The organism is Deltaproteobacteria bacterium, from assembly GCA_019308995.1.
Classification (GTDB): Bacteria; Desulfobacterota; Desulfarculia; order Adiutricales; family JAFDHD01; genus JAFDHD01.
Genome location: JAFDHD010000089.1, coordinates 1 through 12578, shown reverse-complemented (window position 1 = coordinate 12578; position 12578 = coordinate 1). Strand labels below are relative to the sequence as shown.

General features: G+C 54.6%; 13 protein-coding genes. 8 read left to right on the top strand and 5 right to left on the bottom strand.

What is annotated here, in order from left to right; genetic code table 11:
- Positions 1-406 precede the first annotated feature (406 nt).
- The 5 genes from JRI95_12970 (at position 407) to JRI95_12950 (ending at position 5922) form a co-directional block, all read left to right on the top strand.
- The gene (locus JRI95_12970; protein ID MBW2062454.1) at positions 407-1972 is read left to right on the top strand and encodes an ABC transporter substrate-binding protein; all 1566 of its coding nucleotides are present in this window, start codon (positions 407-409) and stop codon (positions 1970-1972) included.
- 104 nt (positions 1973-2076) lie between these two features.
- Positions 2077-2994: an ABC transporter permease gene (locus JRI95_12965; protein ID MBW2062453.1), complete on the top strand. Its 918-nt coding sequence runs from the start codon at positions 2077-2079 to the stop codon at positions 2992-2994.
- 65 nt (positions 2995-3059) lie between these two features.
- The gene (locus tag JRI95_12960) at positions 3060-3941 is read left to right on the top strand and encodes an ABC transporter permease (GenBank protein ID MBW2062452.1); all 882 of its coding nucleotides are present in this window, start codon (positions 3060-3062) and stop codon (positions 3939-3941) included.
- A gap of 19 nt (positions 3942-3960) precedes the next feature.
- A complete protein-coding gene (locus tag JRI95_12955; GenBank protein MBW2062451.1) occupies positions 3961-4929 on the top strand; it encodes an ABC transporter ATP-binding protein in 969 nt (322 codons plus the stop codon).
- A gap of 12 nt (positions 4930-4941) precedes the next feature.
- Positions 4942-5922, top strand: a complete 981-nt coding sequence (locus tag JRI95_12950) for an ATP-binding cassette domain-containing protein (GenBank protein MBW2062450.1) — start codon at positions 4942-4944, stop codon at positions 5920-5922.
- 73 nt (positions 5923-5995) lie between these two features.
- On the opposite strand, the gene JRI95_12945 is transcribed toward JRI95_12950, so the two are convergent.
- The 5 genes from JRI95_12945 to JRI95_12925 form a co-directional block, all read right to left on the bottom strand.
- Positions 5996-6241, bottom strand: a complete 246-nt coding sequence (locus JRI95_12945; GenBank protein ID MBW2062449.1) for a HypC/HybG/HupF family hydrogenase formation chaperone — start codon at positions 6239-6241, stop codon at positions 5996-5998.
- A gap of 42 nt (positions 6242-6283) precedes the next feature.
- Complete coding sequence (locus JRI95_12940) at positions 6284-6799, bottom strand: HyaD/HybD family hydrogenase maturation endopeptidase (protein MBW2062448.1); 516 nt, start codon at positions 6797-6799, stop codon at positions 6284-6286.
- Between the two features lie 45 nt (positions 6800-6844).
- Positions 6845-8500, bottom strand: coding sequence for a nickel-dependent hydrogenase large subunit (locus JRI95_12935; GenBank protein MBW2062447.1), 1656 nt, complete (start codon positions 8498-8500; stop codon positions 6845-6847).
- Positions 8501-8553: 53 nt separating this feature from the next.
- Positions 8554-9498 carry a hydrogenase small subunit gene (locus JRI95_12930; GenBank protein ID MBW2062446.1) on the bottom strand — a complete coding sequence of 315 codons (945 nt, stop codon included), beginning with the start codon at positions 9496-9498 and terminating at the stop codon, positions 8554-8556.
- Positions 9499-9726: 228 nt separating this feature from the next.
- Positions 9727-10242 carry a hypothetical protein gene (locus JRI95_12925; GenBank protein ID MBW2062445.1) on the bottom strand — a complete coding sequence of 172 codons (516 nt, stop codon included), beginning with the start codon at positions 10240-10242 and terminating at the stop codon, positions 9727-9729.
- Between the two features lie 233 nt (positions 10243-10475).
- On the opposite strand from JRI95_12925, the gene JRI95_12920 reads away from it, so the two are divergent.
- The 3 genes from JRI95_12920 to JRI95_12910 form a co-directional block, all read left to right on the top strand.
- A complete protein-coding gene (locus tag JRI95_12920; GenBank protein MBW2062444.1) occupies positions 10476-12020 on the top strand; it encodes an FAD-dependent oxidoreductase in 1545 nt (514 codons plus the stop codon).
- Between the two features lie 66 nt (positions 12021-12086).
- Positions 12087-12359 carry a 4Fe-4S ferredoxin gene (locus JRI95_12915; protein MBW2062443.1) on the top strand — a complete coding sequence of 91 codons (273 nt, stop codon included), beginning with the start codon at positions 12087-12089 and terminating at the stop codon, positions 12357-12359.
- An 11-nt stretch (positions 12360-12370) separates the two neighbouring features.
- A partial coding sequence (locus JRI95_12910; protein ID MBW2062442.1) for a hypothetical protein occupies positions 12371-12578 on the top strand: 208 nt, incomplete at its 3' end.

The window sequence follows — 12578 nt, the reverse complement described above, 5'->3', positions numbered from 1 at the left end:
TCTCTAAATAGATTTGGGAAGCTAAAGAATGAAAATATTTGTATTATTAATAAGTTATGCACTAACACAATGTGCCCTCTTAAACTAATTTGCCAACTCTTTTGGAGAAGAACCGACTTTTTTAAATGATTTAATTTAAGGGTAGCTTTTTATTGTAAATCAAGGTAAAGGATTATACTAATCTATAGTAATCAATATAAGTGTTAAATTTTCGTTGGGAGCGAAGTATGCGCCTGCATGTTTTTTCATGCAGCAGGAAAGCGTTTGCCTGGCATCAGTTAAAGGCAGGTAAGGATGTCAGGCGAGGTAGGAACTCCTGTCATTTTAATCAGGTAGAAAGGAGGTGAATCTTAGAGGCTAGCAAGATCAAGAGCGCTTAGCAGTAAACCCGAAAAGGAGGGGAAGCATGTATATGAACAAGATAAAAAAAGTCCAATGGCTTCTATTAACCGGCGCGTTGGCCTGTTTCATTGTTTTTCTATTTACTACACCCGGGACAGCCAAGGTAGTCCCCAAAGGCAAGGCTACTATTGTTAATTCCACCAGTTTTGAGATGGCGGGCGGCGACTGTCACCAAAACACCGGCGCCAGCGGCACGACTATCACATCCTTTTTATACGATGGCCTGGCCTGCAAGCACCCTGATGGCAAGCTCTACCCGGCCCTGGCCAAATCATGGAAGATCGCTGCAAATTGGTCGAAGATAACGGCCATCCTTGATGAACGGGCTACTTTCGCCGATGGAACTCCCGTGACCGCGACAGATGTGAAATTCAGCATTGAAAGGGCCCAGCGCCCGGAACTGAAGTTTGTATTTGGCGGTGAGTTGAGACGTTACATTGAGAGAGTCGAAATAGTGGACCCTCATAAGGTGGTCATTCATTTAAAAAGCCCTTACCCGGCATTCATGGATCGTACGGCCAAGATCCTGGGCACGGTTCCCAAGGCTTATGTTGAAAAATTGGGAGATGCGGAGTTTCTTAAAAATCCGATGGGAGCCGGACCGTATAAGTTTATAAAATATAAACAGGACGTCTTTTTCGATGTGGTGGCCAGAGATGAACATTACCGGAAAGTCGGTCATGTAAAGTACCTGCATTATATGATTGTTCCTGAACCCGCCACCAGATTGGCCATGCTGCAAACCGGGGAAGGGGATGTGGTCGGTATCGTGGCCGCGCATATCCCGGTGGTGCTAAAAGACCCGAAATTGAAGCTAGGCTGGTCCAAGTATACTTATCTGCGTAACATTTGCTTTTATGCTTGTGAGTTCCCGGATGAACCCAGCCCTCTTCTTGATAGACGCGTTCGGATGGCTGTGGCCTATGCCATTAACGCCAAGGCCATCTGCGAGAAGGTTCTGCTAGGTTCTGCTGAGCCGTGGTCAGGTTGTCTTGCTCCCTATCACGCGGGATTTGATCCCAAGGCCAAGCCGTACCCTTACGACCCGGAGAAGGCTAAGGCTCTTCTGAAAGAAGCGGGGTATCCCAAGGGTTTTGAAACTGTGCTTTACAGCGACCTACCGGTTAAAACGTCAACCGAAGCTATTGCCGCAAGTTTGCGTAAAGTGGGCATAAAGGCCAAGGTGACCGTGCCGGAACACATGATTTGGACTCGCATGATAGCCCAGAAGAAACTTCGCGGTATGGGTTCTCATCCAACCCCGTGGTGGGCTGGCCGAACACACCCGGCCACGGCCCTGCAAAGCACTTTTGCCCCCAGCTCTCCCTGGACTTTTAAGACCACGCCTGAATTGGTCGCGGCCTTGCAACATTTAAGTAAACAAATAGAGGACAAGGATGTTGCAGTTGCGGCCAGGGAATTAAACAGACTCTACCTGGAGCAGGCATTCCGCATCAATCTTTGGGCCGTTCATATTCCTTACGGGTTGAGTGCAAAGGTCAAGTACTGGGAGAACGTGGCCGGTCGGGTCTTCCCGGTCGCCTTTGAATTTATGACACTTAATGATTAAAGGAAACGAGTTCCGTTTTAAATGAAAGAAAGCTTAAAGAACTTACCCCCCGCGGCTGTGGTAAGAAAGGTCTTACCGCAGCCGTGGGGCTCTAAGGTTAATTTATGAAAAGATACATTTTTAATCGTATCGTTCAAGCGCTTTTTTGCGTGGTTCTCATTACCGTCATCGTCTTCGCCTTAACCCGCATTAGCGGCGACCCGGTTCTGCTCATGGTCCCGCCCGAGGCGACACATGAAGACATTGAAAAAATGAGAGAAGTCCTCGGCCTGAAAGAGCCCATTTATGTCCAGTACTGGAAGTTTATCTCCAGGGCGGTGCAAGGCGACTTTGGCAAGTCCCTCAGGTGGGGCATACCCTGCCTGGACCTCTTTGTGGAGCGATTTCCCAACACGCTGCTCCTGGGCTCAGCAGCTATGCTCTTCGCCGTTATTATTGGAGTCCCGGTGGGAATAATATCTTCGGTCATGATTGGGAGGTGGTTTGATAACTTTGGCAAGATCTTCGCCCTCCTGGGGCAGGCCTTGCCCGTCTTCTGGCTGGGCATCATGCTCATGATTGTCTTTGCGGTCTGGCTCGGACTCCTGCCCACTTCGGGAATGGGAACCTGGAAGCATCTGCTCATGCCGACCGTTACCCTGGGCTGGTACTTTACAGCGTCTCTGACCCGCCTGACCCGCTCGGCCATGCTTGACGTTCTGGACACGGAGTTCATCAAGATGGCGAGGATAATGGGCGTTCCGGGTTATATGGTTGTCTGGAAACAGGCTTTAAAGAACGCCTTCATCCCCATCCTGACTTTAGGAGCCGTGAACTTCATCATCCTGCTCAATGGCACGGTGATCACAGAAACGGTCTTCAACTGGCCCGGAGTGGGCCGGCTGGTTGTGGACGCCATTTTTACCCGGGATTTCCCGGTGGTGCAGATGTGCGTATTAATCGCCTCCTGCCTGTTTATTTTTACCAATCTTTTTGTAGATATACTTTACGCCTATCTAGACCCGAGGATAAGGTATCAATAGGCAAGTGATCTTTCGTGTTCCGGTTCTGGAGAAGAGAGATGGAAAATGCTGCGCCTCAGGAGATAATGACCGGCACATCTTCGGTGTTTAAAAGTATTAGTTTACGCAAGATACTCAGCGCCGCCAGAGGGGTTCCGGTCATCCCGATAATAATCCTTCTCACCTTCGTGATCGTTGGCGTCTTCGGTAGCTTTATTATGCCCCACGACCCCACAGACGCTGATTTTGAATATACGCTTACACCTCCTTTCTGGCAGGAAGGAGGCACTACCAAGTATCTGCTCGGAACAGATCATTTGGGCAGGGATGTCCTGAGCCGACTCATATCCGGCACCAGAATTTCACTGCAAGTGGGCTTCATCGTAGTCGCTCTGGCCGGGATGTTAGGCAGTGTCATCGCCCTCCTCTCAGGGTACCTCGGGGGGTGGATAGATATGGTCTTGATGAGGCTGACCGATACCGTCATGTCATTACCATACCTCATGGTGGCCATTGTCCTGGCCGCCGTCCTGGGGCCGAGTAAGAATAATATTATTATTATCCTGGCCATCGTAGGCTGGGCCGGTTACGCCAGGGTATTGCGCGGGGAGGTACTGCGCATAAAGGAAAGCGATTTCGTGCACCTGGCCGTGACGAGCGGATGCAGCAAAACCAGGATCATGGTGGTGCATCTCTTCCCCAATATCGTGAACACCCTGGTCGTTCTGGCTACTCTCCAGCTCGGAATTGTAATTATCGCTGAATCCTCCCTGAGTTTCCTCGGTGTAGGGGTGCCGCCGCCTGATCCGGCCTGGGGTTTGATGATCGCTGAAGGCCGGAACTACATCTCGAACGGCTGGTGGCTTTGCCTCTGGCCCGGGCTGTCCATCTTATTGGTAGTTTTAAGCTGTAACCTCGTGGGGGACTGGCTCAGGGTTCGGCTAGACCCCAAATTTCGGCAAATATAACCCCGGTGAAAGGAAAACCATGGCAAGGAATATCCTGGAGATCAAGAACCTGAAAACCCATTTTTTTACCCGACAAGGCGTGCTCAAGGCGGTTGACGGAGTTAGCTTCTCGGTTGGCGAGGGAGAAACCTTGGGGTTGGTGGGCGAATCCGCGTGTGGTAAAACCGTTACCTGCCTGTCTATCCTGAGACTTGTGCCTCAACCTGCCGGGCGCATCGTGGGCGGGGAGATCATCATGGACGGCCAGGATCTTCTGCTCAAGAGCGACAAGGAGATGGAACAGATTCGAGGCAAGCAAATATCCATGATCCTGCAAGACCCTATGACTTCTTTGAACCCTGTTTTCACCATCGGCCAGCAGGTGGCCTGGCCCATCAGACTGCACCAAAATCTTAACCGAAAGGCCGTCTGGGCCAAGGTCAAAGAAATGCTTTCCCGGGTCAAAATCCCTTCACCCGAAGTCCGCATGCGGGAATTCCCTCACCAGATGAGCGGCGGCATGAGGCAAAGGATCGTCGGGGCCATGACATTAAGCTGCCAGCCCAAGCTCCTTATCGCCGACGAACCTACCACAGCCCTTGATGTCACTATTCAGGCCCAGTTCCTTAAATTGATCAAGGAGATTCAACGTGATTCAAAACTTTCCATGATAGTCGTAACCCACGACTTCGGCATCGTGGCCAAGGTCTGTGACCGGGTGGCGGTCATGTATGCCGGAAGAATCGTGGAAAACGCACCGATCAGGGAACTCTTCAATAACCCCAGGCATCCCTATACCATGGCCCTCATGGATTCTCTCCCTAAAATGGAGAAGGAGATCGAATGGCTCTATTCCATCGAGGGGCAGCCGCCTGACCTCAGGTATCTGCCCGCAGGATGCAGCTTTGCCCCTCGATGTCCTCAGGCCATGGACGTCTGCAAGCAGGAGTATCCGAGGCAATCTATGGTCGCAGAAGAGCACACCATGAGCTGTTGGCTGGCTGAATGAAAAGGATTCTTAATGAGCGAAATCCTCCTCGAAGCAAGTAACCTGATCAAGCATTTCCCGGTGACCAGGGGACTTATCTTCTCGAAACAGGTCGGAGCGGTCAAGGCTGTTGACGGCATCAGCTTTACCATCAAAAAGGGAGAGACCTTTGGGCTGGTCGGGGAATCCGGATGCGGAAAAACAACCACCTCCAAACTTATCCTGCTCCTGGAGAAGATCACCAGCGGAACCATACTTTTCGAAGGCAAGGAAATCGGGCAGCTCTCCGGACCTGACCTGAAAAAATATCGAGGCAAGGTTCAGGCCGTTTTTCAGGACCCTTTCAGTTCATTAAGCCCCCGCAGGCGGGTCGGAAAGTTAATCGCTGAACCCATCGTGGTCAACAATAAACTGCCCAGAGCCACTGTCCGGGATAGAGTTACTGAGGTCCTGGAGGTGGTGGGGTTGAGGTCGGATCAGGCTAGCCTTTACCCTCACGAGTTCAGCGGCGGCCAAAGACAGAGAATAGCCGTGGCCAGGGCCCTGGCCCTCAATCCCAGCCTCATCATCCTCGACGAACCCGTGTCCGCCCTGGACGTTTCCATTAGAGCCCAGATCATGAACCTGCTGCGGCAGATCCAGCATCAATTCGGGCTAACCTACCTGCTTATCGCCCACGATCTGGCCGTGGTCAAGCATATGAGCAACCGGGTTGGCGTGATGTACCTGGGTAAGCTGGTCGAAACTGCTGAAAGCAAGGAGTTATACCGCAACCCCTTGCATCCTTACACATACGCGTTGTACTCCGCGGCCCTGCCTTCACACCCCGATTTTCAGCAGGAGGAGATCATCCTGCCCGGTGAGGTGCCCAGCCCGCTCAACCCACCACCCGGATGCAGGTTTCACCCCCGCTGCTTTAAGGCAAAACCTCTTTGCGCTGAAGAGGAGCCAATGCTCAAAGATGTCGGCGCAGGCCATGAGGTTGCCTGCCATTTTAGCTTGCACACAGAATAGCTCCACAAGCCCTCCCGGTCAGATCGTCAGGCCTTCCCCACCTTAGGCCAGACAAAGAAAGAATCAATCCCCCTTACCATTCATCCCCATCGCCTTCAGGAGACGCTTCAATCATCTCCCAAAGAAGCTTCAAGGCCTCCATGGCTTCTTTTTGGTCCAGTTTCTGGATGGCAAATCCGGCATGGACAATGACCCAGTCATTGACCCTGGCGTCCTCTATCAGGACTGAAGAAACCTTCTTCCTGACCCCGCCCGTATCAGTCGTGATCATCCCGTTCTGATCAATTTCTACGACTCGGGTTGGCACTGCCAGACACATCTGATTAAGACCTCAATAATGTCGTTTGAACCAATAAATATATCATAGACCGTCATGCTCCAGCCCGGGCTGGCATTTTACCCCCAGGCGCCCCAGCTCTTCAATGACCAGGGCCACCAGTTCATCCACCCTGGCCTCTATGATTGGCGTCAGCTCCATGCCCCAGGGGCTGACGTCCAGGGGCTCCACGCCCAGAACAATTATGGAAGGCATGGCCTCACCGAAGGCCTGAGCCACGGTCAGGGCCTCGATTAGGTCAACCTGATGCAGTGAGTTTTTTTGATTAACCCTGGCACAGAGATCCTCATCTGTAAGCCGGTAGAGGGTTCCGGGGGCCTGGCCTTTCCTGACGGCGTCAATAATGATGAGGTCTTCCGCCTCCTTGATAATCGGGACGAGGCCGAGGCCCCGCACGCCTCCATCCACCAGAGCCACCTCCGGCGGGAAGTCAAAACGTCTTCGCAGCGCTTGCATAACCTTGACACCCACCCCTTCGTCTTTGAGAAGGGTGTTCCCCACCCCGAGAACCACGATGCGTTTCAGTTCCTTTTCAGGCATGGGACTCCTTATTCCATAAAGCAGAAACGATTCAGGCAAGCACGGTCAAACCACCCTGAACCGGTAAACCTCGTTCGTTTCAGGATCAATGATATGAACGCCGCAGGCAATGCAGGGATCAAACGAATGCACCGTGCGAAGCACCTCCAGGGGACGCTTGGGATCATGAACCGGCGTTCCGATAAGAGCCTCCTCCACCGGACCAGCCTGACCGGTATGGTCGCGCGGGCCCAGGTTCCAGGTGGAGGGGACCACCATCTGGTAGTTCTTTATCTTTTTCTGCTCTATCGCTATCCAATGCCCCAGGGCCCCTCTTGGAGCGTCGTTCAGCCCGAACCCCTCGGCCTGATCGGGCATGTTCCATTCTGCCGCGGTCCGGGTATCCCCTTTCTTGAGGTTTTGAGCCAGGGCCAGGACCCACTTCTGGGTTTGCCTGGCAATGACCAGTGTCTCAACGGCCCGGGCCATGGTCCGGCCAAGGGTGGAAAAAAGGGCTGAAAGCGGCAGGTCCAGGGTCCTGAGCGCCTGCTCCACCACGGGCTTCACGTCCTGGTGGCCGCGGCCGTATGCGACCAGCACCCTGGCCAGGGGCCCGACCTCGCATGCCTTTCCTCCATAGCGAGGCGCTTTGAGCCAGGAATACTTGCCTTCTTTGCTGGAGGTGTCAACCTCAGAACCGGGGTTGACCGGCCTGGTCTCCCCCCTGGCGGGGTGGAGCGAAGCGCCGTCCTCGTACCAGGCCCGCTTTACGTCTTCGCTTACCCGGCCCGCGTCCGCGGGCTTCAGGGTATCCAGCCTTTTATTGAAGATGGTTCCCGAAGGCAGGTAAAGGCTCTCTGGCTCGGCCTCGGTTTCCGGGAACTCGCCCCAGGTCAGGTAGCTGCGGCAGCCGCCAATGACCCCCCAGTCCTTGTAATGAGCGGCCACTGCCAGCACGTCTGGCAGGTATATGTTTTCAATGAAATCAATCGTCTCCTTGAGCTGAAACAGATACTCGGAAATCCGGTCGGCGTTCAGGTACGGGCCGCAGGTTACACCGCCCACGCAAAGGGACTGCGGGTGAGGATTCTTACCCCCGAAAATGGCGTGGGTCCGGGCCATCATGACCTGCTGCTTCAGGGCCAGGAGGTAATGAGCCGCCATGAGGAGGTTGGCCTCTGGAGGCAGCCTGTAGTCCGGATGACCCCAGTAGGCGTTTGCAAACGGCCCTAACTGCCCGCTTTGAATAAAGGTCTTCAGTCTGCCTTGAACCGCCTCGAAATCCCGGACGCCCATGCCGGGTTTTTTCGAGATGGCGTTGGCGAGGTCGGCCGTCTTTTTCGGGTCCGCGGAAAGGGCGCTGACCATATCTATCCAGTCCAGGCCGTGGAGATGATAGAAGTGGACCACGTGATCGTGGATGAACTGGGCGCTCATCATCAGGTTGCGGATAATCCTGGCATTGGGCGGTATCACGACGCCAACGGCGTTTTCGACGGCGCGGACCGACGCCTCGGCGTGGACGTAGGTACAGACGCCGCAGACACGCTGGGTGATGAGCCACGCCTCCCTTGGGTCCCTGCCTTTGAGGATCGTCTCAATGCCTCGATAGAGCATGCCGGAGCTCCAGGCGTTCTTGACCCTGCCTTTTTCGACTTCCACTTCAATGCGGAGATGACCCTCGATGCGGGTCATCGGGTCTATCACAATGCGCCGGCCCATTCCTTCCTCCTTTTACCCGTGACCTTCCATTGTTTGCGCGCGGCTTTGAGCCATTATTCAGCTTCGTAAAAGGGGCTCAGGGTGTCCCAGAAATTCGGCTCCGCACAGCCGATGCAGGGGTGGCCCGCCTCCACCGGCCAGCTCGCGCCGTCGTTGAACCTGACCGTCGGGCAGTTGTTAAAGGTCTCCGGGCCCTTGCAGCCCACCAGGCGCAGGCACCACCCCTTCATGGCGCCCTCGTCGCCGAATGCCAGCACGAATTCCTCATTTTCAAAGTGAGACCTTCGGGGACACTGATCGTGCACCGTCTTGCCATAGGCAAAGAGAGGCCGATCATATTCATCCAGGGCCGGAAGCCGTCCCAGAAGCAGATAATGCACCATAACGGCCACAATGTTAACGGCATTAGGGGGGCAGCCCGAGACATTGATGGTTTTAACGCCCAGGGCCTCTCCCACCGATTTAGCGCCGGTTGGATTGGGCGCGGCCGCCTGGAGACCGCCGAAAGAGGCGCAGCTTCCAAGGCAGATCACAGCGACCGGCTTTGAATCAATCAGGACCTTCCGGCCGATCTCAAGAAAGGTCCGGCCGCCGCTCCGGCCGTAAACCCCGGAATCCCTGGTCGGAATGGCGCCCTCAACGATGGCCATAAAATTACCTTTGTTTTCCGTGACGGTTTTTTCAAGGATGGCCTCGGCCTGAAGACCGGCGGCGGCCATTATGGTCTGGTGGTAATCGAGAGAAATGATATCGAGGATGATATCCGAGGCCCAGGGGTAGGTGGTGCGAAGAAAGGCCTCGGTGCAGCCGGTGCACTCTGCAAAATGGAGCCAGACGACTGAAGGCCGCCTCTTCTTCAGGATCGCTGCCGCGACCCTTGGAACCGCAGTATGAGGCAGCCCGAGGACAGCCGTGAGCAGCCCGCAGTACTTCAGGAACTCCCTTCGTGAAACTCCGTTTTCCGAGAGCCTTTCTTCAATAGTGCGCTTATCCCCCATCTTATACCCCTCGGCGCTGGCCTTTACCGATGCCAGCCCCTGTTACTCTTAAGAACATCAAAACATGGAAAAATCAATCTAAAAAACTCAAAAGGGCCAGGTAGTTCCCATTCAAAACAGGAGTCAGCCCAAGGGTCGGAGGGAAGCTGTTTTAAATATGATCATTAAATGTATTTTTGTTGAAAGGCGGTGGGCCGAGAGCTCACACAGGAAGACTGCTCAGGCTTCTTATTTATGGTTCACCTTTTCAACCGCTTCCCTGAAGTTAAACTCTTTAAAGGCGGGGGGCTGATTGCCATGGCACTTAAGACATACCTTTTCGGTCGGTTCGATCAGGCCGGCCGCCAGGGCCGCCTGCCGGGCCTTCTCTCGATCTTCTCTGAACCTTCGGCGGTTCATTATCCTGGGTCTTTTAAACAGGCTGCCCGGACCGTGGCAGGACTCGCACTGCACGTTTTCCAGCCTGGCGCCCGTTTTGGCCGGTTTGCCATACCCTGTGGTGTGGCACTCCAGACACCTGGCGTCTTTCTGCTCCGCCTCGCTTAAAGATGACATCGCTTGAGAGTGTTTTTCTTCCAGCCAGGCGGCATACTGCTTCTTGTGACAGCCCTTGCACTTAAGGACGCCTACATATTCCGGCTCGTCGGCAAACGAGATATCAGAACCGAGAAGCAGCATCAGCCCGAAGGCCATAAAAAGCGCCAGAACGCCGCTTACTTTTCCTTTTAATCGCAAATTCGGCATGTCAGCTCTTTCCCCTTTAACGGCGATTATATATAAGAACGCAGAGGGCCGGTCAAGTGAAAAAAGCAGGGCCTGACCCCTGGACGCTTGACAGCCCGAACATGAAAAGATATGATTTTTACACGGCTAAGCGGAAAATGTTGTTTTAAATTTTACACCTTGCGTTTAAGGCGTTTAAACTTCGAGAAGAGACTGGGTCTAAAGGCAAACCTGGAAGTGAAGGAGAGGTAGCATTGGGTATTGGATATATTCGCAGCGGTTTAGAAGTCCTTTCCCAGATCCACGGGGAAAAATGCTGGCCCCTGGTAAGTAAGGTCTCCCCTTGCGAGGAAGCCTGCCCGATCCATATGGACATTCCGAGTTACGTTGTCGCGCTTGCCCAGGGCCAGGTCAAGGAGGCGCTTCAGGTGGTGCGGGAAACCAACCCTTTCCCTTCCATCTGCGGCCGCGTCTGTCATCATCCGTGCGAGGAGGCCTGCAACAGGGCGCTGATTGACAGGCCGGTGGCCATTGAATGGCTCAAACGTTTTATCGGTGAGTATGAACTGGCGAACAACGGTGTGCCCGAACCGAGCGAGCGCACCCGGGAAGAACGGGTCGCGATCATCGGTTCCGGACCGGCTGGCCTGACGACGGCCCACGATCTGGTGAAAAAGGGTTTCGGGGTGAGTGTTTTTGAGGCGCTGCCGCTGGCTGGAGGCATGCTGGCCGCTGGCATCCCGGAGTTCATACTGCCGCAGAAGATCGTCCAGGCTGAGGTTGATTACATCAAGGCCCTGGGCGTGGACATCAAGACCAGTATCCGCATTGGCCAGGATTTGAGCCTTGACGAGCTCTGGGACCAAGGATACAAAGCCATCCTCCTGGCCACCGGCGCCTGGAAAAGCGCCTCACTGAACATCCCGGGAGCTGAACTGAAAGGGGTCCGGCAGGCCCTGCCTTTCCTGCGTGACGTCAAGCTAGGCGAAAAAATAACCCTCAAAGGCACGGTGGTCGTCATCGGGGGCGGGAACGTGGCCGTGGACGCCGCCCGGACCGCCGTACGCCTGGGGGCCGGCCGGGTGATCCTGACCTGTCTGGAATCGAGAGCCAAAATGCCCTCCTTTGACTGGGAAGTCGAGAAGGCCAAAGACGAAGGCGTTCAGATCAAGACCTCCCTGGCGCCTCAGCGATTTACCGGCAATGCAGTCGGAAAGGTCAGACAGGCCGCTTTCACAAAGGTGGCAACCCTAAAGAAGGACCCTGAAGGCAGAATCAAATGGACCCTGAAAAAAGGACCCAAAGCCAGCCTGACCATGGATGCGGATACGGTCATCATCGCCATCGGCCAGGTGGCTGACCCCTCTTTTATTGGCAAAAAGTTCGAGGTGGACCCGCAGACGCTGAGCACGAATATACCCGGCCTTTTTGCCGCCGGCGACCTCATCAAAGCCCCGGGCACTGTCGTGGAGTCAATCGCGGCCGGACATCAGGCCGCTACGTCCATTGATCGCTTTCTGAACGGTGAGGAGCTCAAATCGAATCCTTCATCAGAAGAGGTCGAGGTCTTTCGGATCAAGGAAGATATGGTGCCCGCCTTCCTCGCAAAGAAGGATCGCTGGGACATGCCTTCGCTCTCTGGCAAGGATTCGGTTCGATCCTTTAGTGAGTCCGAACTGGGGTACACCGAGTGGCAGATGCAAGAGGAGGCCAAGCGCTGCCTGAACTGCCGCATGTGCGGTCACTGTATCTTCGAGCGGGGCCAGCTTTGTTTCGAGGCCAGCACGAGACTGCTCTAACGGCTCTCCGCATGGCAGAGATATGAAAGGCAATTTCTGAACCAAGGACCAGGAAGGTAAGGCAAGATGACGGCAGCGCCTCGGTATCCGGCCATTGAGATAGACGCGTCAAAGTGCGCCACGCCCTTTGACTGCAAGAAGTGTTTGCTGGCCTGTCCGCAGGCGGTCTTCGCGGTCCGGGCCATCAAGGTGGAAAGGGGGATGGAGACGAATCCCAGGGAGCCTGGGGTTTACATGGTCTTTGCGCCTTTCCGCGACAAGTGCACCGGGTGCAACGACTGCATCGAGGTCTGCCTTGAAGACGCCCTTACCATTACCTTCCCCGCGTCAGGAGCATGAAAGGTGGCGGCATGAAAGAGTTATATGAGGCCAGGGGTTATTCCTTCGAGTTGAACCCGGAGATGCTCAAGCTTCTGCGGGAGGAGTTTGACGTGGACAAGGTCACCTCCCGGTTTGCCGAGGCCATCAAAGGCAAGAGTCCTGAGGAGAGCGAGGCTGAAGGCCGGGCCATCTTCGAGGCTTACGGCCGGGACTGGATCAGGCAGTCCCGGAAGCTGG